Source organism: Bacillus cereus group sp. MYBK15-3 (assembly GCF_051916765.1).
Classification (GTDB): domain Bacteria; phylum Bacillota; class Bacilli; order Bacillales; family Bacillaceae_G; genus Bacillus_A; species Bacillus_A cereus.
This window is the reverse complement of sequence record NZ_JBQAHG010000002.1, coordinates 770,395-795,567: the sequence shown is the minus strand read 5'-3', so window position 1 is coordinate 795,567 and position 25,173 is coordinate 770,395. Positions and strand designations below refer to the sequence as shown.

Here is a 25,173-nt window from a genome sequence, read left to right as displayed (position 1 = left end):
CTACTACTTCACTTCAAATTTTACTCGCGTACCATCTGGGTATTTATCTAACTTATTCCCTACCCAAGAGCCTGCTCCACGGTTATCCGCCGGACTTATATATTCAATATGTGCTCCTTTTCCGCCTTCCTTGCACATCGCCATTGGCCATTCATCACGATCATACCCTTTTTTTGATGGATATGGTGCTAACGACAATTTCCTTCTATCTGCAGCACCACCACGATCGATTGTACAAACTTCTGAATGTCCTTCTTTTATAGCATCCGTAATATGTTTTCCTGTCTCTGGATAACGTTCTTTCGGAAATTCTAACACTTGATCATACGTATTCGTTTTCTTTACACTTGTTTCCTCTGGCACAAGTACTTCATAAACTGCTACTAAAATAGACAGAATTGCGATAATTGAAATGATAATACCTTTTAATTGCTTCATGTATACCTCCATGTTTCTACCAGTTTCTTTTCCTCCGTTATTATAACAAACTTCTCCTGTATATGTTTTCAGACATTATTTTAGTTATTCCTTGCCATTCCGCCAAAAATTTTCATTTTTTCACTAATGCTGTAGAAAACTAATAGCCTTCCGACATTCTTTTTCAAAGGAAGTCCTCATAAAAGATTGAAATGATATATACGATACTTTTTGGGGAGGAAATATGATGGAAGCTACCTATAAAACGAAAGATGTCACGAATAAAACAGGCATCCCAAAACATATAGTTCGCAAATATAGTCAACTGTTAGAGGAACATGGTTATATGATTTCCAAAACAGCTGATGCTCGTATTTATAAACTTGATGATTTAAAATTATTGAAATCTATACACGAAAGAGCTGCTACATTACAAGAAGATATTTCAGAAACGATACCGATTATTTTAAAAGAAAAAGAGGCCCCACCTGTACCAGTTATACAAGATAAGCAAGAGATACAAACGAAAGAAAAAGAAGATGGGCGTAACTTTGAGGAGTTCATGTTAAAACTTGAAATGCTAGCTCAATTAAATGAAGCAATTATTCATCAAAATTCTACTCTAATTACACAAAATCGTTTAAAGGATGAGAAACTAGACGAATTGATGCAACAAGTTTATGTAAAAGAAGGCTCTCAAGAAAAAATGCTTCAAGAGTTAGTCGATCACGCCGCTCAAACAGATGCACTGCAAAAAGAAAAGATGGACTTATTAATGAATCATATGTATAAACGAGAATCCAAACAGGAAGAAAAAATGAATAAACTTGTTAGTCAAATTTATAACAAAGACAGTAACCGTGATGCACAGCTTATGCAAGTTATTCGAGAAATTCAAGAAACAAAAAGAATGGTTGCTGCCTCAAAAGAGCAAAGCTTCTTTCAATCATTTAAAAGTTTATTTAGCCGAGCAAAACAAGAAAAAACAAATGAATAAACAATATAAAATAAAAAGTTACCTTTCATCGGTAACTTTTATTCCTTATTTTGTACAGCTGGTAATATAATAATTGCTTCAGTGCCTTTTCCGCTCTCACTCTTATATTCCAATGTACCATTATGCGCTTGTAAAATACTAAATGTTACCATAAGTCCTAATCCTGTCCCTTTTTCTTTTAAAGAATAATATGGTTGCCCAAGCCTTGCTAACTGTTCTTTCGTCATACCAACACCACTATCTTTAACTCTTATTATGATTGTTTCATCTTTTTGAATAGCTGTTACTTTTAAATATCCTTTATTTCCTTGAATTGCTTCAATACCATTTTTAACAACATTCATAATAGCTTGCTTCAATTTTGTCTTATCACCAATCGTATAAAGACTTTCTGAAATTTCAACTTGTAAATATACACCTTGCATCGCTGCAAATGACGACATAAGAGTGGTCATTTCTATTAATTGGGCTGATAAACAAATGTGTTCTTTTTTCTCAATTTGCGGCCTTGCTAAATTTAAGTAATCTGAAATAATTTGTTCCGCCCGATCCAATTCAGCTAATACGAGACGCATATAATCCTTATTCTTCACATCTTCCGTACTTTCTAGCAATTGGATAAATCCACGAACAACAGTTAGTGGATTTCGAACTTCATGTGCCACACTTGCTGCTAACTCACTTACAATATTAAGCTTTTCTGATTTTTGCATCTCTGTACGTAGCAATGCATTTTCATTTAAATATTCAGTTAAATACACCTGGAATACCATTGTCATGACCATGATAAGCGAGGCAAATATAAATCCGCTATATATTTGCGAAATATACGGTGTAAATCCTGTTTCCAAAAGAACATTAATCATGCCTAATACTAAAGAAACAAGCACATAAAATGATGAAATCATAAATGCTAAAATTAATTTCTTATCCCTTGAAAAAAGAGACCATTTCTTTGATAAAAATAGCGGAACTATCAATAAAAATATTACTTCTAAAACTGGAAGAAAGCTCATTCCCTTTAGTAACCATTCATATGCAACAAAAATAACCGCTGGGATTAAACCAACAATCCCACCATATAAAAAACCACTGACAATTGGAATGGGGTGAAAGTTATACCCACACACATTGCCAAAACAAATAGAGTATGTCATGGAGAGAACGAGCGTAACGCTAGATAAAAACATAATAAAGTAACGATTTGGCTTCGGAGGCATTTCTTGATAGCGATTTAAACGAATCGCTTCATATAAAAATAGTGGCAAAATTATGATGGCAATTTGAATCAATAAATCACGGATAAGCTCCATAACCTCTCATCCCCTATATGTATTTTGATATGATTATATCATTTTATAGGTTTATTTGTTTTAAAATTTTGATTTTTCTTAACATATTTGTTAATTCTTTGTTAACAACTCATAATAATTGTTACAGATTTTCGAAATGATTGTAAACCCTGTACCAAATTTCCTTCGTGCAGTATACAATGAATACGGATTACAAAGAAAATATAAAAATACTTTTTTAGACGGACAACTATAGCAAAATACAGCATATAATCCATACTATCTATGTTTACAAATAAGTGATCATTACTTTAGTAGGAGGAAGATAAATATGGCGGGTACTACGCTTGTTTTAAAAGAAGAAAATTTGGTTGTTCTAGAAAATGTTGAAAAATCAGTATATGAAGAGTTACAGCATAAAGCGGGAGAAGAAAACTGCACATGTGCTGTGAACGAATCAGTTGTTCACCTTGGCAAGGTATCCTCTGTACTCTGGAATGAAGATGAAATAGATTGGGAATACGGATATTAAAAAGTCGCTTATAGCGGCTTTTTTTCTCTTTTCTCTCTCTTTCTAAATAACATATACAAAGCGTAATCATAGAAAATGTGATAAAATGAACTTAATTTTCAAACGGAAGAAAGGGAGATACAATGGAACAATTCATTAACCCTAGAGTGAAGGATATCCAAATTTCTGGAATCCGTCAATTCTCTAACATGATTCAAAACTATGGTAATTTGATTTCTTTAACAATTGGACAACCCGATTTCCCTACACCTTCTCTCGTGAAAGAAGCGGCAAAACGGGCTATTACAGAAAACTATACAAGCTATACACATAACGCTGGTTTACTAGAATTACGTAAGGCAGCTTGTAACTTCGTAAAAGATAACTACGATTTACATTACTCACCTGAAAACGAAACCATCGTTACAATCGGTGCTAGCGAAGCAATTGATGTTGCATTCCGAACGATTTTAGAGCCAGGAACAGAAGTAATTTTACCTGCTCCTATTTATCCAGGCTACGAACCTATTATTCGATTATGCGGTGCTACGCCTATTTTTGTAGATGTTCGTGAAACTGGATTTCGTTTAACAGCTGAAGCGCTTAAAAATGCTATTACAGAAAAAACAAGATGTATCGTACTACCGTATCCTTCTAACCCAACCGGTGTAACTTTATCAACAGAAGAGCTAAAAGATATTGTAGATGTTTTAAAAGATAAAAATATTTTCGTCCTTTCAGATGAAATTTATAGCGAGCTTGTATATGAACAAAAGCATACATCTATCGCTCATTTCCCAGAAATGCGTGAAAAAACAATTGTCATTAACGGTTTATCTAAATCACATTCTATGACTGGCTGGCGTGTTGGACTTTTATTTGCACCAAGTTATTTAGCAGGACACATATTAAAAGTTCATCAATACAATGTAACGTGTGCTACTTCAATCGCTCAATACGCTGCAATTGAAGCATTAACAGCAGCTAAAGACGCACCAAAAATGATGCGCCACCAATATAAAAAACGCCGTGATTACGTATATAATAGACTCACTCAAATGGGATTAACAGTTGAAAAGCCAACAGGTGCATTTTACTTATTCCCATATGTTGGTCATTTGACATCTTCATCATTTGATTTTGCACTTGATCTTGTCAAAGAAGCGGGACTAGCTGTAGTTCCTGGAACAGCATTCTCTGAATACGGTGAAGGCTACCTTCGCTTGTCCTATGCGTATAGTATCGAAACTTTAAAAGAAGGCTGCGACCGATTAGAAGCCTTTCTAATGAAAAAAGCTAAGAGTTAAACTCTTAGCTTTTTTATGCATAATGATCACAAGTTTGACGTTTTAGTAATTTATGAGGAATAATGATACACTTTGCAGTGGATTCTGCATTCTCTACTTTATCAACTAAAGCTTTTGCTGCCTCATATCCTAGCTGATAAATATTCACATCAACTGTCGAAAGTGGAGGGCTCGCAATTTCTGATAATAAAGCATTATTAAAGCTTACAATAGAAACATCTTTCGGTACAACGAATCCTTTTTTAGAAAGAGCACTTAACACACCAAGTCCAATTAAGTCATCCGTTGCCATAATTGCCGTTGGCGGTTGCTGCAGTCCCATTAATTCCTCAACAGCTTGTTGACCACTTTCCCTCGAAAAATCAAAATGTAAAATATATTCTTTTGGTAATACAATGTCTGCTAATTTCAAGGCATCACTCATACCAGCTAAACGATCTCTCGTTACAAGTAAATCTGATCCACCACCAATGAACGCGATTTGCTTATGCCCTAATGAAATTAAATATTCTGCCACTTCTCTTGCAGCTGTATAATTGTCATTATCTACATATGTAATTTCATCTTTTCGATCATATGGTTTTCCTATTAAAACAAACGGGAAGTTTTGTTCATGTAAATATTGAATAATCCGATCATTCTCCCTTGAATATAAAAGAATAATGCCACCAATTTGGCGTCCCTGTACCATCTTTACGACACCATTAAAAATTTCTTCTTCCGTTTCACCTGTCGACATGTAAAGCGCATAACCTTCTACGTGTGCAAATGAACTAATCCCTCTTATAACTTCTGGGAAAAATGGATTTTGAAAAGCTTTACTTGCAGAACTTGGCATAACAAGACCAAGTGTTTTCGTCGTTTGGTTCGCAAGATTTCTCGCATTTAAATTGGGATGATACCCTAATTCACTCATCACTTTCCTAACACGGCGCTTTGTCTTTTCACTTATACTTGGATTATCAGCAATTACACGAGAAACTGTTGATGGTGCAACATTCGCTTGCTTCGCCACATCTTTAATTGTAACTGTCATAAAAATCCCCCTCCTCTCATTTCTCTGCCATTTTTCATATATTTTATCTCGCACTCATTGCAAGTCATAAACTTTCATTTCTTATATCTTGCAAAACTAATCCTATTCTCCCTCTTCATGTATTGTAAGGGATATAGCTATTTTTTCCTATACTATAATATACTATTTATTTCACTTCTTTTCACATGTGATGTCAAATCTCTTTTCATCTCCCTATAAACTTATTTATAGGGAGATGAAAAGAAAAATGGGACGTAATGTCCCATTTTTCATCCTTTTGTACCTCCAGCTGTTAAACCAGAAATAAAGTATTTTTGTAGTGATAGGAATAAAATTGAAATTGGGATCGCAATTAACACAGAACCCGCTGCAAACGTTGTAAATTCATTACCGAATTTCTTCGCAACCATTTCATATAATCCAACTGCTAAAGTATAATTTTCTGGTGTTCGCAAAATAATACTCGCTAAAATGAAATCTGTAAATGGACCAATGAAAGTAAATAACGCTACAACCGCTACGATTGGCTTTGCAAGTGGCATAATGATTTGCCAAAAAATACGAAAATGTCCTGCTCCATCCATTCGAGCTGATTCATCCAGTTCTTTCGGAATCGTATCAAAATACCCTTTCATAAGCCATGTATTCATCGGAATAGCCCCGCCTACATAAATTAAAATTAATGCAAGGTGTGTATCAATTAATCCTGTTAATTGAGCTAATACGTATAAAGCAATTAACGCTGCAAAGTTTGGAATCATTTGCAGAATTAAAAATGTTAATAAACCATTTTTTCTTCCAACAAAACGATATCTCGAAAATGCATAAGCGGTAAAACTAATTGCTAACACTGAGAAAATCATCGTTAAAACACTTACTTTTAATGTGTTTTTATACCATAGTAAGTAATTACTATTCTCTAGATCTAATAACTTACGATAATGATCTAACGTTGCATTTTGTGGAATAATACTTGATCCAGATAAACTATCACCTGGATTAAACGATGAGCCAATAATCCATAATAACGGATAGAAAATGATGGCACACATTACGAAAATAACTAAATAACTTAATGAGAGACGTAACATCTTCTGTCTTTTAATATTCATTTACATCATATCCTCTTCTTGGAATGATTTTGTTCTCTTAAATTGCCATAACGCAACTGTAATAACAATTAACGATAATATCATTGTAAGAGCTGCTGCTTTTCCGTACTGCGCTGAAGTCATCGTTAACTTATAAATCCATGAAATTAAAATATCCGTTCCACCTGCGTCTTGTCCAGCTACAGCAGGACCTCCACCATTAAATAGATAGATGATACTAAAGTTATTAAAGTTAAACGTATATTGCGTAATTAATATTGGTGCTGTTGCATATAACACAAGTGGCAATGTAATTTTACGAAACTGTTGCCAAGCTGTCGCTCCATCTACTGTAGCCGCTTCATATAATTCTCCCGGAATCGATTGCAGTATACCTGTTGTCATCGCAAAGATAAACGGGAACCCAAGCCACGTTTGAATCATAATTAAAGCAATCTTCGCCCAAAATGGATCTGTCATCCAAGCAATCTTTTCAATTCCGAATAAAGCTAATACTTGATTGTTAATCGCTCCGAATGTTTCATTAAACATACCAGAGAAAACAAGAATAGATACGAATGCTGGAACCGCCCACGGTAAAATGAAGATTGTTCGAATAATCGCCTTTCCTTTAATACCAGGCTGATTTACGATAATCGCTAAGAAAATACCAAGTGCAACTTGTAATGTTGTTGCAACGAATGTCCAAATGACAGTCCAAGAGAATACACTTACAAATGTCTCTCTCCACATCGGTAAAGTGAAAATATCAATAAAGTTTTTAAAGCCCACCCAATCTACTAATTTAGCTGGAGGAGAATGATATAAATCATAGTTTGTAAATCCAATTAAAATTACGAAGATGATTGGAAATACGACAACAAAGATAAGTAGTAGAAAACCTGGTGAAACCATTAAATAAGGAAAACCTTGATCTAACAAATTACGATATTGCTCTTTTACAGAATTTAACGGTGTTCCGCTATCACGTTTCTTTCCATTTTGGTATGCATCATATAAGTTAAATGCATATATGCCTAGCCCAAAAGCGATAACGATAAGGGCCAAGATTCCTTCTACTAATAGAAAGACAGAATGGTCACGTGGAACTTCTGTACCAAGCGTTACAATACCCCATAATCCCATATTTAATAAATCAGCAAAGGCTACAATAAAAGAACCTGTTAATACTAGAAAAATAAGACCTTTTACAAATTGTTTATTATACATTTGGCCCACGCCTGGAATGATTGATAACATGGTTGCCATTTTCCTATGCTTTGAACGGTTTAACCCATTTGCTGGTTCCATAGATGTTTGCATGTTCCTTCCCCCTTTTTTCTTCCTACATGGAAGGGAGAGAATTCGTGCCTCTCATATTAGAGGCACGAATTTCACCTTATTTTTTCTTGTTATGATTTGCCTCAATATTACCTTTAATTTGTTTCACTGCACTATCAAGCGCCGCTTTTGGTGCCTCTTTATCTGTAACAACTAATTGAAGCGCATCTCCAGCTGGTTTCCAAACTTCTTGCATTTCTGGAATGTTTGGCATTGGAATTCCATTTTCAGATTGCGTTGCAACTGCTTTTGCAGCTTCGTTATCTTTAATAATTGGATCTTCCATTACTGATTTTACTGGAGGAATTTCTTTTGTTTTCTCAAATCGAATTTTTGCGTTTTCTTCATTTGTTACCCACTCAGTGAATTTTGTAGCTAAATCATTTTGTTTAGAGAAACTTGTTACATGCCATCCTTTAACCCCAACAAACGTTTTCATTGGTTGACCATTTGGTAATTTCGGCATTGGAGCAACGCCATAATCAATCCCGTTCTTTTCCATTGCTTGGAATGCCCATGGGCCATTCATGATAGAAGCTGCTTTTCCTTCATTGAATAGTCCATCAGCAGCAGGCCCACCTGATTCACCGATAATACCTTTTGGGAATAATTTTTCCTTGTACCATTTTTGAAGATATTCAGCACCTTGTACTGCTCCACTATTATTTAATCCAACATCACTTGCATTTGGCTTTCCATCTTTTTCACCAAATACATAACCGCCCATACCTGCCATGAATGCATTAGCAAAGTAGAAGTTATCTCCTAATGCTAAAAATCCGTACTTGCCATCTTTCGTAAATTCTTTTGAGAAGTTAAACAGCTCGTCCATCGTTTCTGGCGCTTTTGGCATTAGTTTTTTATTGTAAATAAAGACTGGTGTCTCAATTGCTTTTGGTAAACCATATAATTTTCCGTTATATGTCTGTGCTTCTATTGATGAATTAGTAAATTTACTCTTTACAGCATCATCTGCTTTCACTTCAGAAAGTAAACCTTCTGTTACTGCATTTCCGATTTGATCGTGTGGCAATGTTACAACATCTGGTCCAGTCCCCGCTGGCCCATCAAGGCGTAACTTCTTCACTTGATCTGTCATTTGCATTTCAACAACTTTTACTTTTACTTTATATTTTTCCTCAAAGCTTTTCACTGCTGGTTCTAAACCAACACCTTTTTTATCATCTTCCCAAACAAGAAGATCATAGTCTTTTTTCGCTTTACTTTCCTCTTTTTTCCCTGAATCTTTCGGTCCACATGCAGATAACATACCAATAGATAATGCTGAAACCGTTAATAATGATAATGCTTTCTTCATCCCAAAAACCTCCCTAAATTGTCTATGTACCTCAGTGACTGAAAACGTTTGCATTTGATAGTTTAATTGAAGCGCAAACAATATCTCAATCTATGAAAACGTTTGCGCTATTTGTCTATCATTATACATTCTTTTATTCATTTTGCAAATATTAATTTAAAAATTATGTCATTATACTCTTTATACATTGACTTTATATAAAATGAATACTACTCTTATAAGCAATATTAAAGCTACGAGAAAGGCAATCGTTTGCAATACAGGCTTTATTATTACACTTAAGGGAATACTATGTATAGAGATATTGAAGGGGGATTTTCTATATGTTTAAAGAAGCCATTTATCATAGGCCGAAAGATAATTATGCATACGCTTATGATGAACAAACAATTCACATCCGAGTACGTACTAAGAGAGATGATATTCAAAGCGCCGATCTTATTTACGGTGATCCTTACGAATGGAAAGACGGGAAATGGATATCAGCAAGTACACCCATGAAAAAAACGGGTTCTACTGCATTATTTGATTATTGGTCCATTGCAATCGAACCAAAATTTAAGCGCTTACGTTATGGGTTTGAATTAAAATCTGAAACAGACACTCTTATTTATGCAGAGCGAGGATTCTTTTCTAGCATTCCAAATGATGATGTTGGTAACTTTTTCTGTTTTCCATTTATTCATGCAGATGATGTATTCAAAGCACCATCTTGGATTAAAGACACCATTTGGTATCAGATTTTCCCTGAGCGATTCGCTAATGGCGATAGTACGCTGAATCCAGAAAACACCCTTCCTTGGGGAAGTGCGAATCCAACTCCAACTAATTTTTTCGGCGGAGATTTTTCTGGTGTTATTCAAAACCTTGATTACCTTGTTAAGCTTGGCATTTCCGGAATATATTTCACACCTATTTTCAAAGCTCATTCAAACCATAAATATGACACAATTGACTATATGGAAATTGACCCACAATTTGGGACGAAAGAAACTTTTAAAGAGCTCGTTGAAGAATGTCATAAGCACGGTATAAAAGTAATGCTCGATGCTGTGTTTAATCATAGTGGATACTTTTTCGAGAAATTTCAAGACGTACTAGAGAATGGTGAGAAGTCCGCATATAAAGAGTGGTTCCACATTCATGAATTTCCGATTATAACCGAACCACTTCCAAATTATGATACTTTCGCCTTTACACCGTATATGCCTAAATTAAATACAGCTCATCCAGATGTAAAAGAATACTTACTTGAAGTAGGACGTTATTGGGTACGAGAATTCAATATAGATGGCTGGCGCCTTGATGTCGCCAATGAAGTCGATCACAACTTTTGGAGAGAATTCCGAACTGAAATAAAGACACTAAATCCTGAAGTATATATTTTGGGAGAAATTTGGCACGATGCCCTTCCGTGGCTACAAGGCGATCAATTTGATGCTGTCATGAGCTATCCTGTTACAAATGCTCTACTTTCTTACTTTGCTAACGATTCCATTAAAGCAAGTGAATTCATGAAGCAAATTACAGAATCTCTACATTCCTACTCTATGAATGTAAATGAAGCAGCATTTCATTTATTAGACAGCCATGATACTCCAAGAATTTTAACAACATGCAACGGAGATAAAAATAAGTTGAAATTGCTCTATGTATTCCATCTTTCTTTCATCGGCTCTCCTTGTATTTATTACGGGGATGAAATTGGTATGGATGGCGGCATGGACCCTGATTGCCGTAAATGTATGATTTGGGATACTAAAGAACAAGATCATGCATTATTTACCCATATACAAACATTGATTTTATTACGTAAACAACATAAAGCATTTGGAGGACATGGTACTTTTCGATTCATCGAAGCAAATGATGAACATAATTATATTTCTTATACGAAAACATATGAGGATGAAACTATCTTTTTCGTTTTAAACCCTACTAATAGTGAAGTTACAGTTTCACTCCCTCTTCATGTTACTGGTAAGAAAATAATTAACATTTATACAAACGAAGAATTTTCAGCGGAAGCAAGTGTATTACAAGTTACACTTCCTCCATATGGATTCTCCATATTAAAATGGTAATCCAAAAAAGCCTTATGCCAAGTTCGAAATGGCATAAGGCTTTTTCTTATTTCAATTTGAACACTATCGCTTCATACGGACGTAATGGAATGTTATCTATTGATCCGATTTCTACATCGTAATTGTGTATAAATAACTCTGATTCACTATAACTAATATCCTTAGGCATTTCAAATACACTTTCATCCGCAGTAAAGTTTGCAATGACAAGTAGTTTTTCATCTCCATATGTTCTTACATAAGCAAAAATAGAAGGGTCATTATCTAATATTAAATCATATGATCCATACACAACTATTTCATTATTTTTGCGTAGTTCAATTAATTTCTTATAGTAATAAAAAATTGAACCTTCATCTTGGATTGCTTGTTTCACATTAATCTCTTTATAGTTAGGATTTACAGTAATCCAAGGTTCACCTTTTGTAAATCCAGCGTGATTCTGATCATTCCACTGCATCGGAGTTCTAGCATTATCACGACCCTTTATATAAATAGATTCCATTACTTTTTCTATATCTTCACCATGGTCTATCACTTTTTCTTTATACATATTTAACGTTTCAATATCTCGATATTCATCAATTGATTGGAATCGAACGTTCGTCATTCCAATTTCCTCTCCTTGATAAATATATGGCGTTCCTTTCATCATATGAAGAACTGTCGCTAACATTTTTGCTGATTCAATGCGATACATTCCATCATTACCAAAACGAGATACAACGCGAGGCTGATCATGATTATTCCAATAAAGGCTATTCCATCCGGTATGCTCTAATGCTTTTTGCCACTTTGTTAAATTCTCTTTTAAAGTAAGAAGTGAGCATGGTTTTACATCCCACTTTCCACCTTCTCCTGAATCTAAATCCATATGTTCAAATTGGAATACCATTTGCAACTCTTTTCGTTCTTCTCCAGTATACAATTTCGCTTCTTCTGTCGTTACACCAGGCATTTCACCAACCGTCATAATATCATAATGCGATAATACTTCCTCATTCATTTCATGTAAATATTTATGAATGTTTGGACCGTTCATAAAATGCTTATGACCTGAAACATACCCCTCTTCTTCTGTTTCAACAGCTGGTAATCCCTCTTCTTTAGAAATAAAATTAATAACATCCATACGGAAGCCATCAATTCCTTTTTCTAACCAAAACTTCATCATTTCATAAACATCTTGTCTTACCTTTTCATTATCCCAATTTAAATCTGGCTGTTTTTTAGAAAACAGATGTAAATAATATTCATCCGTCATTTCATCATACTGCCATGCAGATCCACTAAAAGCAGCTCCCCAGTTGTTCGGTTCTTTCCCTTCTTTTCCAGGGCGCCATATATAGTAATCTCTATATTTATTATCTTTTGATTTACGTGATTCAATAAACCAATTATGTTCATCCGAAGTATGATTAACAACTAAGTCCATCATAAGTTTCATATTACGTTCATGCATTTCATATAATAGCTCATCCCAATCTTCCATTGTTCCGAACTCGTTCATAATTTTACAATAATCGCTTATATCATAACCATTATCATCATTTGGAGATTCATAGACTGGTGATAACCAAATCACATCAATCCCTAACTCTTTTAAGTAATCTAGCTTTGAAATAATCCCTTGAAGATCTCCTATACCATCACCATTACTATCCATAAAGCTACGAGGATAAATTTGATATACTACACTTTCTTTCCACCATTGTTTTTCCATTATGCTACCCCATTTCATTCATCATTCATTTTTCTCTTTTTTAAGGCGCAAACGTTTTCATTAATGAATGATAACAGATTCTATCTCAATTTAAAATAGCGCTTACAATTTTTATTGTTCTTTTTCTAAGAAAACATATGAAAACCACTAATAAATCTCCAATAAATGAAAACGTTTTATTTTTTTATTTATTTTTTGAATCTATTCGTTTATAATGAACTCAAAGAAAACGTTTGCATAATTATTTCTAGGGGGAAATACCATGGCAGAACTTAAATTAGAAAACATTTATAAAATATATGATAATAACGTAACAGCTGTAACTGATTTTAATTTACACATTCAAGATAAAGAATTTATTGTATTTGTCGGTCCTTCTGGATGCGGAAAATCTACAACATTACGAATGGTAGCTGGACTTGAAGATATTTCAAAAGGCGAGTTTTCAATTGATGGTAAACTAATGAATGATGTTCCTCCAAAAGATCGAGATATCGCTATGGTATTCCAAAACTACGCTCTTTATCCACATATGAGTGTATATGATAATATGGCATTTGGATTAAAACTTCGAAAAATACCAAAAGATGAAATCGATCGTCGTGTGAAAGATGCAGCAAAAATTTTAGGACTTGAACAATATTTAGATAGAAAACCGAAAGCATTATCAGGTGGACAGCGCCAACGTGTTGCGTTAGGTAGAGCAATCGTTCGAGATGCAAAAGTTTTCTTAATGGATGAACCATTATCAAACTTAGATGCTAAACTCCGTGTTGCAATGCGCTCAGAAATTTCTAAGCTACATCATCGCCTTGGAACAACAACAATTTATGTAACACATGACCAAACAGAAGCAATGACTATGGCTTCGCGTCTTGTCGTTATGAAGGATGGAAAAATCCAACAAATTGGAACTCCAAAAGAAGTATACGAAACGCCAGAAAACATTTTCGTGGGTGGATTTATCGGCTCACCAGCGATGAATTTCTTCCGTGGTAAATTGACTGAAACCGATTTCGTTATAGACAATACTATAAAAATTAAAGTATCTGAAGGAAAAATGAAGATGCTACGTGAACAAGGCTATGTAAATAGGGAAATTGTTTTAGGTATTCGCCCAGAGGACATTCATGATGAACTACTATTTTTAGAAGCTTCGCAATCTACTGCCTTCACAACAAAAATTGAAGTCGCTGAATTATTAGGTGCTGAATCCATTTTATATATGAAACTTGGAAATCAAGATTTTGCAGCACGTGTAGATGCAAGACATACATTTTCACCTGGTGATCAAATTAAATTAGCATTTGATATGAATAAAGCACATTTCTTTGATAACCAAACTGAACAACGTATTCGCTAAAAAATTTATCTTTACTATACACATACAAAAAAACCGTCCACATATATTGAGGGCGGTTTTTATTATTATACTAGGGCTTCTACTGTATGAAATGATTGTCCTTTTGTGCTAATAATACCGAAAATCGGTAAATCACTAAGCACCACTTCTTCTTGCTGTTTCATAAAAGATGACGTTAATTGTTTTATCTCTATCCAAACGTCATTAATACAAAGTACATTGGAATCGTTCTCTTGTTGGCGAGAAAAAATAGAATCTATTTTATATAAACCTGCATTTTGAAAAAGCATATCAATGCGACTGAATGCATTCAAAGTAATGCTAATAACGCGTTGCCAATCTCCTTGCTTTCCCATATCATAGGATACAAAAAGTGCCTCTCCGCCTAGATTCATAATTTCCTCCACTGTTGCTTGTCCACTCTCTTGATCAATGTCCGTCACAATAACTTTTGCGCCTTGTTTAGCCAACAAAAGAGCTGTATTACGTCCAATACCGATGCCACCGCCAGTTACGATAGCAACTTTTCCTGCAAGCTTCATTTTCATTACCCCTTCTATAAGTCTTACCGTCATTCAGTATACTCCTTTATAAGATTAATCTGCAAGCAAGAAAATTGCTATCTCATTTGTAAACGTTTACTTTTTATCCTTCTTTTTTCTTATTATTACGCTGGTCGAAAACTAAACCGATGAAAATTAAAATCCCCCAAAAGATTACACTACCTCCAGTCATTTTAATCTCCCCCTTATTATATAAAGTGAAATTTTAATCAGCCCCAATATGGCGGAATAAAGATATTATTTTTAATCATTATATCATTTTCTTAATTTTCAATCTATTATAAATAGAATTAACACATTTTAGCTTTTCCTTACTGTAAACATTCCCCATATACTTATAAAATCAAAAAGACCCTTTTATATATAAAAAGGTCTTTTTTTCATTATACAAGACTTATTACTTTCGTTTTTGTAATTAAATCCTGAAAACCACAATTATCTTTGCGGAACAACATCATATATATATTACATATTAATGGAATTCCTAATAGCAATATGTTCGGTAATAACACTACAAAAAATCTTATAATTAATGTTTGCAACGTTAGCTTTTCACTCTTCAATGAAATTAATTTTATTCTCGTTACCTTTTTTCCAAGTGTAACACCGTTCCAAATAAAGGGTAACACAATAAAATATATCGCCATTAATATAAAAACTACTGCGAAATCATATCTAAAATCACCTAAGCTTATATTAAAGCGCTTAAACATAGCACTATAGTTTCCGGTCATAACAGCTACTACTGCACCATACATAACCGAGATTAAAAACATGTCAATTAGGGAAGCACCTATGCGATTCATTACAAGCGCTGGACGATGCATCTTTAACTTCATTTTATGTCGACTCCTTCATATCCTTCTTTACCCGTCTCATCGTACCACTTCTAAAAAACATTGTAAACTAGCGTTTCTCTTACTTTTCTTGTACAATTTGTTACAATAGCATTATAAAGGAGGTTCCCATATTGAAAAAATGGATAATCCTATTCGTCGCCTTCCTATTAACTGGTTGTGCAGGAAACACAGGTCACTTAACTTATACGGTTAACGATGAATACGAACTCATACGTACTTCTGGAAATGCATTTGAACTTTTCCCCTCGCAAGATGCTGTATATGCCACACAATACATCCCTGCAAAAATTACAGACATTGCTTGGGATGATAAATACATTATTGCAAAACAAACCGAGGAAAAATCAGATCCGAATAACCCTGACGCAGCAATTGCAAATAAAAAAAGTGAACATTATTGGATTATTGACGTAAAGCACAATAAACGTTTCGGTCCCTACAATGAAAAGCAATTTAATGAACAAAAAGATGCGTTTAAAATTAAGGTACCTTTTCAAAATGTAGATTCATACATAAAAGAAATAAAAAAACAGTCAGCATAATATTTGAATGCTGACTGTTTTGTCTTACATTATTTTAGTGAGATGTTAAACGTTTGTGGCTCTTTTACAACATCTTGTGTTTCTGAATCCCCTGCAAGTAAATCATCAGTTGTAAACTGAATATCCTTTACCTTGTCTTTTCCATCGTCAAGTATTAAACCAATAATACCATCTCTTGTTTCACCAGGCTTATAGTCTTCTCTTGATACATTTTTTGTACCAACTAACGTATCTTCGTCATATAAAAAGTTTTGAGTGGCTACTTTAAAATGTTGCTTACCATTAATCATAACATCATTCATAGAGAAAAATTGCATATTTTTATTTCCGGTATTCTCCACTTTATATGTAATCTCAACGTAACGAATTGTATTACTAATCTCTGTTCCACTTAGCGATGCATATAATTCTGCATCTTCTTGGCTTACTTTATCCCCTAATCTCCGTTTTACTTCTTCAGGGGTTAGTGCCGTGTATACTTTCAATGTTTTTTTTGCCTTTTCACTCATCTGTGATAAAGAAATTACTTTCACATCTTGTACGTGAATTTTCATTGGCGCTACTTCAAATGTTTGATTCACAGAATGCATCTGCTCTAACTTGAAAGTACCCCATCCTGTTTCTTTCACTTTTTGTCCTACTTTTTTCAGCTCACGCCCACCATATTCTTTTGTTTCAGGAATAGATTCTTTCTTCTTTGGTTCAGCTTTCTTTTCTTCTTGATGGAAGCAACCACTTAACATAAGAAGAAAACTACATAAAACAAAAATACTTTTCCATGCTTTCATCATTTCATTTCTCCTAACGCTATCATTCATGAATATAAAATTAGTCCCTGGCTTTGTAAACTATAGAAACAATGACAAGTCCACAAAATGAACTTGTCAGTCCAGATACTATTATACCTCCAATTTGGAAAATATGAAAATAGGGATCTAGGAACGCGTGCACGATAAATATAATAGTTGCTACAACAATTACTGAAACCCAATACTTTCTTTTTTCCGAAGCTAAAATAAGATCTTTACCCATTTCATTTCTATACTTCCATAAAACGTATACTAATAGTAGAACACCAATACATGTACTTCCATGTTGCATATATTTATAAACAGAGATACCGTACCATTCTCTTTGTAATAATGGTATTTTCATAACAAAATAGCCTGTATTATGAGTAAATGCATCCCAAACGACATGCGTGAGCATACCGAATAATGCAGAATAGCAAAATACAAAGAATTCTTTCCATGTATATAGCCCCCACCTCTCATCTATTGCATATGAATAATAACCAGCAAACGGTTTAGGCAAATGCGTTATAAACGGCTTTTTTAAAATGTAATGATATATGTATGCTAACAAAAAGACAAGTGGTAAATTGAAATATAAGAATCCAAGCCACGTATGCCCAATTACACCATACGGTCTAAAGTGTAAGAAATATTCAAAGTCAGGCGCCATACTACCTAATATAAGAGCCGTTACTGAAATATGTTTAGAATGCTTTTTCGCAAAAGGAAGAACTGCTGCTGGATGTGCAAATGTAAACGGCATACTTTAACTCCTTCTCACATTTTCAATAGAATACCATATATCATAACGAGAGAATGGATCTTCATGCAATATTTATTTTCACATTGGAATATGATAGTTTAAATGATATAATCCACATAAAATATTCAGAAAATAAGGAAGGAATTCAGGTGTCATTAACACTTGTATTTGCCGCCTTTTTAGAATCAAAATCCGTTATGAATTGAGGTTTATATATTGATTGACGTACCCTTTTTACAAAATGTTACATTAAAAAAAGAAAATATCCCTAATTTTTCCGGATATCCTTACTGCTTACCTGCTATCCGAACATTACAATCACTAGTTTTTCATCCAAATGTAACATTCATTATTGGAGAAAATGGAACGGGTAAATCAACATTACTTGAAGGAATTGCAATTGCGTTAGGCTTTAATGCAGAAGGTGGAACGAAGAATTTCCGCTTTAGCACTAACGATTCACATTCATCTTTACATGAATACCTTCGAATTTCCAAAAGTTTCAATACACCAAACGACGGTTTCTTTCTTCGCGCTGAATCATTTTATAACGTTGCTTCTTATATTGATGAAATAGATGCTATAAAATCTTACGGCGGCGTTTCACTACACGAACAATCTCACGGCGAATCATTCTTTTCCTTATTTATGAACCGTTTTTCAGGACAAGGTTTATACATTTTAGATGAGCCTGAGGCAGCTTTATCACCAATGAGACAACTTTCCATGCTCATTCGAATGCATGAGCTAGTGGAACAAGGTTCACAATTTGTTATTGCGACGCATTCTCCTATTTTAATGGCCTACCCTGAATCCACTATATATTCTTTAACACAAGAAGGGATTCACGAATCCACATTAGAAGAAACTGAGCATTACCAAACGACGAAACTTTTCTTTGAAAATCGTGATCGATTATTTCATCATCTATTTGAGTCGTAAAAAAAGAAGCAGCAATAGCTGCTTCTTTTTTATAGTGCTTCTATAAATAAGGCAACCCCGATACCGCCACCGACGCATAAAGAGGCAATTCCTTTTTCTAACCCACGTCTTTTTAATTCGTGAATTAAACTTACTGTAATACGAGCCCCTGTACAACCAATTGGATGCCCAAGTCCTACGCCACTACCGTTTACGTTCACTTTTTCACGGTCTAAGCCTAACTCTTTCTCTACAGCTAAATATTGAGCCGCGAAAGCTTCATTAATTTCAAGTAAATCTGCATCTTCCAATGACCAATCTACTTTTTCTAAACCTTTACGAATTGCTGGTGCTGGTCCAATACCCATAATTTTCGGGTCTACTCCAGCTACTGAATATCCAACAATTCTAGCTAACGGTTGTAAGCCTTTTTCTTTCGCTTTTTCTTCGCTCATTAATACTAGAACTGCACTTCCGTCATTCAGGCCAGATGCATTACCTGCAGTTACAGACCCATCTTTACGGAATGCTGGTTTTAACCCTGCTAATTTTTCCGCTGTAATATCTGCACGTGGATGCTCATCCTTCGAAAATACTACTTCTTTTCTACGTTCTTTTATTGTAATAGGAACAATTTGATCGTCAAAGTGTCCAGACTCGATTGCCTTCAGTGCCAATGTATGACTGCGAAGAGCAACTTCATCTTGTTCCTCTCTTGTAATTTCATATTGTTCAACTAAATTTTCCGCTGTTTCACCCATCATAATATGGTGAATCGGATCTTCTAACACTTCCCACACCGTATCACGAATTTCTCCGTGCTGTAGACGTTGTCCCCAGCGGTGCTGTTTCAATGCATAAGGGCTCGAACTCATCGCTTCTACTCCACCTGCAACAACAACATCACTTACACCTAATTGGATTTGCATTGCAGCTGACATAATTGCTTGCATACCTGAAGAACATTGACGTTGGATTGTATACCCTGTAACTGTGTCAGGAAATCCTGCCGCTAATGCAGCTGTTCTCGCTGTATTTGCTTCATCAGTTCTTTGAATACAATGACCTAAAATTACTTCATCAACTTCATGTGGTTCTACCCCGCCTCGTTTTACAGCTTCCTGAAGTACAGGAACAGCTAATTCTACTGGCGTTACATTTTTTAGCGCTCCTCCAAAAGTTCCAATTGGCGAACGAACTGCAGCTGTAATAACAACATTATGCATTTTGTACTTGCCCCTCTCTTATGTACCCTAGTAAGTTTTTAGGTGAAATTCCATAAGATGTATATCTATAACTATCATACTATAAACATACTAAAAAATCAAAATATTTAATATAATAAAAATAGAAGGAATTAACCTTCTATTCTGTCAGTGCATATAAAAACTTTTGCAAAATTTTCTCTGTCGTTTCATTCAATTTTGGCAACTTATCTACTGGAAAATATTGAAGTTTCAACCCTTCATGATCGAGCTTTAATTCCCCGCTCACATGATGTGCCTGATACAGATGAATGACATTGAAAATTTCATCGCCATTCGGATAACGAAAATATACTTCTTTTCCTGATAGAACACCAAGAAATTGCATTATTTTTGCAGTTAACCCCGTTTCCTCAAATAACTCTCTACGTGCCGTTTCTTCTGTCGTTTCACCCAGTTCCATCGCCCCGCCAGGTACACCCCAATCATATGTATCTGAACGATATTGAAGCAATACTTCTTGTTTATCATTTAATATAATGATTGCTGATCCTACGAGAATAAGCGGTCTTGTACCAACGACTTTTCGTAACTCTTCAATATACCCCATATGTAAATTCCCCTTTCCCTAACCTCCCTTATCATAACAAAATTTCTCTCTTTTTGTTCATGTAATTTTAAAGAAAAAAAGGAAGCTTTCGCCTCCGTTTTTTCATCTTTATTTCTTAAAACTTTCATATTTTACAGCTTCAAAAGCTTCCTCAATTTCATCATTACGATAATGGACATATGTAAAACGACCCAATTCTACTAATCTTGCTATTTCCTGTAACGCTTTATGCTGCTCATATGTTTCTTTCAGCTTAATATGTACATAAAACTTCATTAAAGGATGTTCATATAAAGGTTCTCCCACCTCTACATATACATCTTCAACCCCTTGTACAACTCTTACATAACTCGCAAATTGATAAAGTGCTTCTCTGTCTGAAACGATTTTTAATGTATACATATATTCTCCCCCTTTCCTTTACTATATCAAAAAGACGACCATACCATGTTATAGAACTATGAAATTTTTTCGACTTGTCATCTATATATTCAATAAAGAAGGCGTTTATCCATACATGACATCTTTTCCCCACATATATTATAGGAAGAACTTTTTTCATTTGAGGTGTTCCTTATGGATCCATACGTCAATATATGTATTTGCATTACTCCCGGCGCCGATATTTCTGATGACCGCATCGCAAAAGATTTAGCTGTTGCAGAATCAATTTGGCACCCCATTACATTTCAAATTCAAGAAGTAATTGTATTAAATGAACTTTTCCGTTTTTTTGACCGTGAAATCAGTTATAAAAATTCCATTCAAAGTCAAGAAAAGTTGGCATCCTTTTTCCAAACATGTGTAAATGAAGCTCCTGAATGCGACCTTTATATTTGTTATATTGGCAGTGATTATTTCAAAGAAACAGCAGTAATTGCCTGCGCTTATTCTTTAGCAAAACAACAGCAACTTACTGGCTATATCGTTTTAACAAATTCGGCTGCCCCTATGAAAAATATATATACGCTCGCTCACGAAATCGGTCATATTTTATTTACAAGACGTATTCATGGAAAACTTACTCATGCAGATCCTCATTCTCCAACCGGCTCGGAGCACCACCCTTCTCCAACAAATCTTATGTATCCGATAGTCCCTCGTCCAGAAAACGTTCATATTCATTCCTTATTAACAGCAGAACAAAAAGCGCTCTCTTTACAAAGCTCTTTATTACAAAGAAAAAAACAGTAACCCTCATGTTACTGTTTAAAACAACTTATTCCAATCAACAAAACAAATCCCGGCTGCTAGAAATAAAAATAGACAACTAAATGTAAATGTAATCCCTCTAAAAATCCCTATATAATATTTCTTTGGAAATAATTTTTGGTATATCCAGAGCAGCCGCTTTTTATTGAATTTCTAGTTCATACTTTTTCTTTCTTCAATTTTTAAAGACCATTTCATTAATCCATATATACTTCCATACATAAGTAAGACCTTTGCAATTCCCCAAAATACATTACTTTCTTCTAAGTCTTTAAATAAGAACATAATCATAAGAGGAACAATTAGTACAAAAACACCCATCCAGCCAAGAACATATACTTCACCAATAAGAAGTAATAAAAAGATAATTGCTGCTAATATATATGTTTGCATTGTCGCCAATTGCAATACAGGTGTCCCATACCATTTATTCATAAACATCAATAACACCAATAATAAAATAGGAACCATTACTATTACATAAATCATTCCAAATTCTACTAATTTACTTTTAAAAGAAGACATTCTAAATGCAACAATCGTTCCAATAATCGTAATGATTAAAACGATAGGATAACCAATTAACTGTACATTTGTTAACGTAAATTGTTGATCTGGACTTCCAAATAAAATATTTGTCAGTAACCAATATCCACCAATACCAATAATCATCCCTAAAATACTTTTTATGCTCCCGCTTTTATCCTTCTCCATCTCTTTCGCTAATTCTTCCGCATACTCTTTTGGTGAGTCACCAAATATGTCACTTACTGTCTTTCCCTTTTTTTCACCTTCTATTAAATGAAGCTCTGCATCTTCTAGAAAAGCGTCCACATCTTCTTCTTTAATCCCTTTTGTTATTAAATATACTTTCGTATCGATTAAAAACTTTTCACCTTCTTTAGAAATCTTCATTATAACTCCTCCCTTATTTAACCATTTCTCTTCTATTCGTCTTCATCATAATTTCAACAAAAATTAAAATAAATAAACTTCCGTATAAACATATAATTTGAAATAGCATTGGCATAAGTTCTTCCGTTGTAAATGTTTTAAACACTAACATAATTGAAAGTGGAATGATTAAATATAAATTTTTAAACCATCCTTCAAAATATATATTTATAGTTACTGTGATGATAAAAATCCCACCAGACACTATATAACTTTGCACTTCGGTGAATGTGAGCATTTTTGTCGGATGTATCACATCTAATATCGTAACAGCTCCTAATAAAAACATTGGAGCAATCATAACTAAAGACCACATAGAAAACCATGTTTTTGTAAAGCTTGTTACGAAGGTCATTTTGCGAAGTAGAAAATTAGGACCTATAACAACTAAAATAAATGAAAAACTATAACCGATACACTGAATAAGTGAAATCTGTAACATTCCATTATTCACTATTAAGATAGAAGCAATAATCCAAAACGTTACGATATTCATTACTGTAAAACCAATTTGCTTCCACGTTTCCCGTCTATCCTTTTCCATTAACTTTACAAGTTCATGCGCATATTCTTTCGGGGAGCTTCCGAAAATATCTTCTACACTCTTCCCCTCACTCTCACCTTCTATTAAATGCAACTCTGCATCTTCTAAAAAGTTTTCAATATCACTTTCTTTTACACTCTTTGCCGTCAAAAATAATCTCATATCTAACAAAAACTTTCGTGCTTCTCTTGATAGCATTATTTTTTTCTCCCCTTCCCTACCAGTAGACGCTCTACACTACTTTGCATCGCTTCCCAGCGATCCATAAATTCATCAAGTGCTTCCTCGCCTTTTTCTGTTAATGTATAATATTTTCGCTTTGGACCAGATGGAGATTCCTTCATTACGCTTGTTATTAGTCCTTCTTTTTGCATTCGTATTAATAACGGATAAATACTCCCCTCACTCGCCATTGTAAAACCATACTTCGCTAGCTTTTCACTCATTTCATAACCGTATATTTCGCCTTCAGAAATAATAGCAAGTAAGCATCCTTCTAAAATCCCTTTCAGCATTTGACTTGTCGACATAATTCAAATCCTCCTACTATCTTGCTTTACAAAATAGTATAGCAAAGACTATTTTGCAAAACAAGATAGCTAACGATATTTTTTCCAAATGTTTGCAGGAATTTCATTATAGCTTCTCTAAATAGAGCACTATGAAAACTTTATTATGAAGGGATGTTTTTCATCATGGTTACAAATCGAGTTGTCTTTTTAACAGGTGCTGCAAGTGGCATTGGTTATGAAATGGGAAAGGCTTTTGCAAAAGAAGGTGCAAAAGTTGTGATTACCGATCGACTTGAAGAACGTGCAAAAGAAGCTGCTGAACAATTACAAAATGAAGGTTTTCAAGCTATCGGTTTAAAATGTGACGTTACATCTGAAGAGGAAATTACAGCAGCAATTTCTCAAACAGTTGATCATTTCGGTTCATTACATATATTAATTAACAACGCAGGAATGCAACACGTTTCACCCATTGAAGACTTTCCAACTGAAAAGTTCGAGCTACTAATTCAAATTATGCAAATTGCTCCGTTTATCGCAATTAAGCATGCCTTTCCGATTATGAAACAACAAAAATATGGTCGTATTATTAATGTCGCTTCTATTAACGGCCTTGTCGGATTTGCTGGAAAAGCTGCCTACAATAGTGCAAAACATGGCGTAATTGGATTAACAAAAGTTGCTGCTTTAGAAGGTGCTACGCATGGTATTACTGTTAATGCCCTTTGCCCTGGTTATGTCGATACCCCTCTTGTACGTAATCAACTACAAGACTTAGCTACTACACGAAATGTACCACTTGAAAATGTTTTAGAAGATGTTATTTATCCACTCGTCCCACAAAAGCGCTTATTACAAGTACAAGAAATCGCTGATTATGCGATGTTTTTAGCGAGTGAAAAAGCTAAAGGTATAACGGGACAAGCTGTTGTTATAGATGGTGGTTATACCGCTCAATAAAAATAAAGTTTGCTCAAGAAGAGCAAACTTTATTTTTATTCCCGAGGATCTTCGTACTTTAGTAATTGCCGCGGGAGCTTCTCAATTGCAACAATTACCCCCTCTAGTTTACTTTCAATACGGTGGAGTAAATATAATGTTACAACAATCGGAAACCCTACATTACCTATCATCTTGATCCACTCTTCCATCCTCTTCCCCTCCTTTCATTATATAAGTAAGAGAAAACACTGCATTTAGGCATAAAAAAACA

At 34.4% G+C, this 25,173-nt stretch carries 28 protein-coding genes and 1 pseudogene; 9 read left to right on the top strand and 20 right to left on the bottom strand.

Going from position 1 to position 25,173, the window contains the following annotated elements; all coding sequences use genetic code 11:
- Positions 1–3: 3 nt before the first annotated feature.
- Positions 4–438, bottom strand: a complete 435-nt coding sequence (gene nucA, locus ACTFR8_RS12680) for a DNA-entry nuclease (RefSeq protein ID WP_000811494.1) — start codon at positions 436–438, stop codon at positions 4–6.
- 226 nt (positions 439–664) lie between these two features.
- Between nucA and ACTFR8_RS12675 the strand changes: the two genes are divergently transcribed.
- On the top strand, positions 665–1,414 hold the full coding sequence (locus ACTFR8_RS12675) for a DUF3967 domain-containing protein (protein WP_000388471.1): 750 nt from the start codon (positions 665–667) through the stop codon (positions 1,412–1,414).
- 38 nt (positions 1,415–1,452) lie between these two features.
- Here ACTFR8_RS12675 and kinB read toward each other — a convergent pair whose 3' ends face one another.
- The gene (kinB, locus tag ACTFR8_RS12670; protein ID WP_000420369.1) at positions 1,453–2,727 is read right to left on the bottom strand and encodes a sporulation sensor histidine kinase KinB; all 1,275 of its coding nucleotides are present in this window, start codon (positions 2,725–2,727) and stop codon (positions 1,453–1,455) included.
- 310 nt (positions 2,728–3,037) lie between these two features.
- Between kinB and ACTFR8_RS12665 the strand changes: the two genes are divergently transcribed.
- Together ACTFR8_RS12665 and ACTFR8_RS12660 are read left to right on the top strand one after the other, a co-directional pair.
- On the top strand, positions 3,038–3,238 hold the full coding sequence (locus tag ACTFR8_RS12665; protein WP_000929280.1) for a hypothetical protein: 201 nt from the start codon (positions 3,038–3,040) through the stop codon (positions 3,236–3,238).
- Positions 3,239–3,360: 122 nt separating this feature from the next.
- Positions 3,361–4,524, top strand: coding sequence for an aminotransferase A (locus ACTFR8_RS12660; protein WP_000434600.1), 1,164 nt, complete (start codon positions 3,361–3,363; stop codon positions 4,522–4,524).
- A gap of 13 nt (positions 4,525–4,537) precedes the next feature.
- On the opposite strand, the gene malR is transcribed toward ACTFR8_RS12660, so the two are convergent.
- From malR to ACTFR8_RS12640, 4 genes are all read right to left on the bottom strand, one after another.
- A complete protein-coding gene (gene malR, locus ACTFR8_RS12655) occupies positions 4,538–5,560 on the bottom strand; it encodes a maltose operon transcriptional repressor MalR (RefSeq protein ID WP_000219053.1) in 1,023 nt (340 codons plus the stop codon).
- A gap of 269 nt (positions 5,561–5,829) precedes the next feature.
- A complete protein-coding gene (malD, locus tag ACTFR8_RS12650) occupies positions 5,830–6,672 on the bottom strand; it encodes a maltosaccharide ABC transporter permease MalD (protein ID WP_001022608.1) in 843 nt (280 codons plus the stop codon).
- Positions 6,673–7,974 carry a maltosaccharide ABC transporter permease MalC gene (malC, locus tag ACTFR8_RS12645; RefSeq protein WP_001194997.1) on the bottom strand — a complete coding sequence of 434 codons (1,302 nt, stop codon included), beginning with the start codon at positions 7,972–7,974 and terminating at the stop codon, positions 6,673–6,675.
- 76 nt (positions 7,975–8,050) lie between these two features.
- Positions 8,051–9,310: an extracellular solute-binding protein gene (locus ACTFR8_RS12640; RefSeq protein ID WP_000709923.1), complete on the bottom strand. Its 1,260-nt coding sequence runs from the start codon at positions 9,308–9,310 to the stop codon at positions 8,051–8,053.
- 323 nt (positions 9,311–9,633) lie between these two features.
- Here ACTFR8_RS12640 and ACTFR8_RS12635 point away from each other — a divergent pair, with 323 nt between their 5' ends.
- Complete coding sequence (locus tag ACTFR8_RS12635) at positions 9,634–11,394, top strand: alpha-glycosidase (protein ID WP_044584818.1); 1,761 nt, start codon at positions 9,634–9,636, stop codon at positions 11,392–11,394.
- Between the two features lie 46 nt (positions 11,395–11,440).
- Here ACTFR8_RS12635 and malL read toward each other — a convergent pair whose 3' ends face one another.
- Positions 11,441–13,117 carry an oligo-1,6-glucosidase gene (gene malL / locus ACTFR8_RS12630; RefSeq protein ID WP_000415182.1) on the bottom strand — a complete coding sequence of 559 codons (1,677 nt, stop codon included), beginning with the start codon at positions 13,115–13,117 and terminating at the stop codon, positions 11,441–11,443.
- A gap of 262 nt (positions 13,118–13,379) precedes the next feature.
- Between malL and ACTFR8_RS12625 the strand changes: the two genes are divergently transcribed.
- Positions 13,380–14,480 (top strand): ABC transporter ATP-binding protein, encoded by a 1,101-nt coding sequence (locus ACTFR8_RS12625; RefSeq protein WP_070184361.1) that lies wholly within the window; start codon positions 13,380–13,382, stop codon positions 14,478–14,480.
- Positions 14,481–14,545: 65 nt separating this feature from the next.
- Here the strand turns inward: ACTFR8_RS12625 and ACTFR8_RS12620 are convergent, their stop codons facing one another.
- From ACTFR8_RS12620 to ACTFR8_RS12610, 3 genes are all read right to left on the bottom strand, one after another.
- Positions 14,546–15,055 (bottom strand): SDR family NAD(P)-dependent oxidoreductase, encoded by a 510-nt coding sequence (locus tag ACTFR8_RS12620; protein WP_000218410.1) that lies wholly within the window; start codon positions 15,053–15,055, stop codon positions 14,546–14,548.
- A gap of 70 nt (positions 15,056–15,125) precedes the next feature.
- Entirely contained in the window at positions 15,126–15,215 is a 90-nt protein-coding gene (locus ACTFR8_RS12615; protein WP_000145650.1) for a hypothetical protein, read from the bottom strand.
- A 211-nt stretch (positions 15,216–15,426) separates the two neighbouring features.
- Entirely contained in the window at positions 15,427–15,882 is a 456-nt protein-coding gene (locus ACTFR8_RS12610) for an RDD family protein (RefSeq protein ID WP_100619295.1), read from the bottom strand.
- Positions 15,883–16,013: 131 nt separating this feature from the next.
- Here ACTFR8_RS12610 and ACTFR8_RS12605 point away from each other — a divergent pair, with 131 nt between their 5' ends.
- Complete coding sequence (locus ACTFR8_RS12605) at positions 16,014–16,445, top strand: DUF3997 domain-containing protein (protein WP_000758785.1); 432 nt, start codon at positions 16,014–16,016, stop codon at positions 16,443–16,445.
- Between the two features lie 29 nt (positions 16,446–16,474).
- Here ACTFR8_RS12605 and ACTFR8_RS12600 read toward each other — a convergent pair whose 3' ends face one another.
- Both ACTFR8_RS12600 and ACTFR8_RS12595 read right to left on the bottom strand, forming a co-directional pair.
- Positions 16,475–17,236, bottom strand: coding sequence for a hypothetical protein (locus ACTFR8_RS12600; protein WP_000973895.1), 762 nt, complete (start codon positions 17,234–17,236; stop codon positions 16,475–16,477).
- A gap of 37 nt (positions 17,237–17,273) precedes the next feature.
- Positions 17,274–18,002, bottom strand: coding sequence for a DUF4184 family protein (locus ACTFR8_RS12595; RefSeq protein ID WP_001116848.1), 729 nt, complete (start codon positions 18,000–18,002; stop codon positions 17,274–17,276).
- A 216-nt stretch (positions 18,003–18,218) separates the two neighbouring features.
- On the opposite strand from ACTFR8_RS12595, the gene ACTFR8_RS12590 reads away from it, so the two are divergent.
- Positions 18,219–18,944: an AAA family ATPase gene (locus tag ACTFR8_RS12590; RefSeq protein ID WP_000567992.1), complete on the top strand. Its 726-nt coding sequence runs from the start codon at positions 18,219–18,221 to the stop codon at positions 18,942–18,944.
- A gap of 29 nt (positions 18,945–18,973) precedes the next feature.
- On the opposite strand, the gene ACTFR8_RS12585 is transcribed toward ACTFR8_RS12590, so the two are convergent.
- From ACTFR8_RS12585 to ACTFR8_RS12575, 3 genes are all read right to left on the bottom strand, one after another.
- Positions 18,974–20,149, bottom strand: coding sequence for an acetyl-CoA C-acetyltransferase (locus ACTFR8_RS12585; RefSeq protein ID WP_000552075.1), 1,176 nt, complete (start codon positions 20,147–20,149; stop codon positions 18,974–18,976).
- A gap of 139 nt (positions 20,150–20,288) precedes the next feature.
- A complete protein-coding gene (locus tag ACTFR8_RS12580) occupies positions 20,289–20,738 on the bottom strand; it encodes an NUDIX hydrolase (RefSeq protein ID WP_002005651.1) in 450 nt (149 codons plus the stop codon).
- 108 nt (positions 20,739–20,846) lie between these two features.
- Complete coding sequence (locus ACTFR8_RS12575; protein WP_000288330.1) at positions 20,847–21,140, bottom strand: DUF3928 family protein; 294 nt, start codon at positions 21,138–21,140, stop codon at positions 20,847–20,849.
- A gap of 174 nt (positions 21,141–21,314) precedes the next feature.
- Between ACTFR8_RS12575 and ACTFR8_RS12570 the strand changes: the two genes are divergently transcribed.
- Positions 21,315–21,932 carry an ImmA/IrrE family metallo-endopeptidase gene (locus ACTFR8_RS12570; protein WP_000371605.1) on the top strand — a complete coding sequence of 206 codons (618 nt, stop codon included), beginning with the start codon at positions 21,315–21,317 and terminating at the stop codon, positions 21,930–21,932.
- A 15-nt stretch (positions 21,933–21,947) separates the two neighbouring features.
- Here the strand turns inward: ACTFR8_RS12570 and ACTFR8_RS12565 are convergent.
- The 4 genes and pseudogenes from ACTFR8_RS12565 to ACTFR8_RS12550 all read right to left on the bottom strand — a co-directional run.
- Positions 21,948–22,091 (bottom strand): annotated as a pseudogene (locus ACTFR8_RS12565) (DNA-binding protein); the annotation flags it as partial.
- A gap of 12 nt (positions 22,092–22,103) precedes the next feature.
- Entirely contained in the window at positions 22,104–22,865 is a 762-nt protein-coding gene (locus ACTFR8_RS12560) for a DUF1129 domain-containing protein (protein WP_000703262.1), read from the bottom strand.
- Positions 22,866–22,878: 13 nt separating this feature from the next.
- Positions 22,879–23,646, bottom strand: coding sequence for a DUF1129 domain-containing protein (locus tag ACTFR8_RS12555; RefSeq protein ID WP_098481112.1), 768 nt, complete (start codon positions 23,644–23,646; stop codon positions 22,879–22,881).
- Positions 23,646–23,978, bottom strand: coding sequence for a PadR family transcriptional regulator (locus ACTFR8_RS12550; protein ID WP_000107978.1), 333 nt, complete (start codon positions 23,976–23,978; stop codon positions 23,646–23,648). The genes ACTFR8_RS12555 and ACTFR8_RS12550 overlap by 1 nt, the downstream gene beginning before the upstream one ends.
- A 165-nt stretch (positions 23,979–24,143) precedes the next feature.
- Here ACTFR8_RS12550 and ACTFR8_RS12545 point away from each other — a divergent pair, with 165 nt between their 5' ends.
- Positions 24,144–24,920, top strand: a complete 777-nt coding sequence (locus ACTFR8_RS12545) for a 3-hydroxybutyrate dehydrogenase (RefSeq protein WP_000258428.1) — start codon at positions 24,144–24,146, stop codon at positions 24,918–24,920.
- 35 nt (positions 24,921–24,955) lie between these two features.
- Here ACTFR8_RS12545 and ACTFR8_RS12540 read toward each other — a convergent pair whose 3' ends face one another.
- Entirely contained in the window at positions 24,956–25,111 is a 156-nt protein-coding gene (locus tag ACTFR8_RS12540; RefSeq protein WP_000393337.1) for a YvrJ family protein, read from the bottom strand.
- Between the last annotated feature and the right edge of the window lie 62 nt (positions 25,112–25,173).

What these genes read in the sequence shown, in the direction of transcription:
- ACTFR8_RS12555 (WP_098481112.1), bottom strand. Translation starts at nt 23,646, where the DNA reads ATGCTATCAAGAGAAGCACGAAAGTTTTTGTTAGATATGAGATTATTT.
- ACTFR8_RS12620 (WP_000218410.1), bottom strand. Translation starts at nt 15,055, where the DNA reads ATGACGGTAAGACTTATAGAAGGGGTAATGAAAATGAAGCTTGCAGGA.
- nucA (WP_000811494.1), bottom strand. Translation starts at nt 438, where the DNA reads ATGAAGCAATTAAAAGGTATTATCATTTCAATTATCGCAATTCTGTCT.
- ACTFR8_RS12615 (WP_000145650.1), bottom strand. Translation starts at nt 15,215, where the DNA reads ATGACTGGAGGTAGTGTAATCTTTTGGGGGATTTTAATTTTCATCGGT.
- ACTFR8_RS12550 (WP_000107978.1), bottom strand. Translation starts at nt 23,978, where the DNA reads ATGTCGACAAGTCAAATGCTGAAAGGGATTTTAGAAGGATGCTTACTT.
- ACTFR8_RS12540 (WP_000393337.1), bottom strand. Translation starts at nt 25,111, where the DNA reads ATGGAAGAGTGGATCAAGATGATAGGTAATGTAGGGTTTCCGATTGTT.
- ACTFR8_RS12570 (WP_000371605.1), top strand. Translation starts at nt 21,315, where the DNA reads ATGGATCCATACGTCAATATATGTATTTGCATTACTCCCGGCGCCGAT.
- ACTFR8_RS12600 (WP_000973895.1), bottom strand. Translation starts at nt 17,236, where the DNA reads ATGATGAAAGCATGGAAAAGTATTTTTGTTTTATGTAGTTTTCTTCTT.
- ACTFR8_RS12660 (WP_000434600.1), top strand. Translation starts at nt 3,361, where the DNA reads ATGGAACAATTCATTAACCCTAGAGTGAAGGATATCCAAATTTCTGGA.
- ACTFR8_RS12675 (WP_000388471.1), top strand. Translation starts at nt 665, where the DNA reads ATGGAAGCTACCTATAAAACGAAAGATGTCACGAATAAAACAGGCATC.
- malR (WP_000219053.1), bottom strand. Translation starts at nt 5,560, where the DNA reads ATGACAGTTACAATTAAAGATGTGGCGAAGCAAGCGAATGTTGCACCA.
- ACTFR8_RS12640 (WP_000709923.1), bottom strand. Translation starts at nt 9,310, where the DNA reads ATGAAGAAAGCATTATCATTATTAACGGTTTCAGCATTATCTATTGGT.
- malD (WP_001022608.1), bottom strand. Translation starts at nt 6,672, where the DNA reads ATGAATATTAAAAGACAGAAGATGTTACGTCTCTCATTAAGTTATTTA.
- malC (WP_001194997.1), bottom strand. Translation starts at nt 7,974, where the DNA reads ATGCAAACATCTATGGAACCAGCAAATGGGTTAAACCGTTCAAAGCAT.
- ACTFR8_RS12580 (WP_002005651.1), bottom strand. Translation starts at nt 20,738, where the DNA reads ATGGGGTATATTGAAGAGTTACGAAAAGTCGTTGGTACAAGACCGCTT.
- ACTFR8_RS12610 (WP_100619295.1), bottom strand. Translation starts at nt 15,882, where the DNA reads ATGAAGTTAAAGATGCATCGTCCAGCGCTTGTAATGAATCGCATAGGT.
- ACTFR8_RS12625 (WP_070184361.1), top strand. Translation starts at nt 13,380, where the DNA reads ATGGCAGAACTTAAATTAGAAAACATTTATAAAATATATGATAATAAC.
- ACTFR8_RS12665 (WP_000929280.1), top strand. Translation starts at nt 3,038, where the DNA reads ATGGCGGGTACTACGCTTGTTTTAAAAGAAGAAAATTTGGTTGTTCTA.
- ACTFR8_RS12560 (WP_000703262.1), bottom strand. Translation starts at nt 22,865, where the DNA reads ATGAAGATTTCTAAAGAAGGTGAAAAGTTTTTAATCGATACGAAAGTA.
- ACTFR8_RS12635 (WP_044584818.1), top strand. Translation starts at nt 9,634, where the DNA reads ATGTTTAAAGAAGCCATTTATCATAGGCCGAAAGATAATTATGCATAC.
- ACTFR8_RS12545 (WP_000258428.1), top strand. Translation starts at nt 24,144, where the DNA reads ATGGTTACAAATCGAGTTGTCTTTTTAACAGGTGCTGCAAGTGGCATT.
- ACTFR8_RS12595 (WP_001116848.1), bottom strand. Translation starts at nt 18,002, where the DNA reads ATGCCGTTTACATTTGCACATCCAGCAGCAGTTCTTCCTTTTGCGAAA.
- ACTFR8_RS12585 (WP_000552075.1), bottom strand. Translation starts at nt 20,149, where the DNA reads ATGCATAATGTTGTTATTACAGCTGCAGTTCGTTCGCCAATTGGAACT.
- malL (WP_000415182.1), bottom strand. Translation starts at nt 13,117, where the DNA reads ATGGAAAAACAATGGTGGAAAGAAAGTGTAGTATATCAAATTTATCCT.
- kinB (WP_000420369.1), bottom strand. Translation starts at nt 2,727, where the DNA reads ATGGAGCTTATCCGTGATTTATTGATTCAAATTGCCATCATAATTTTG.
- ACTFR8_RS12575 (WP_000288330.1), bottom strand. Translation starts at nt 21,140, where the DNA reads ATGTATACATTAAAAATCGTTTCAGACAGAGAAGCACTTTATCAATTT.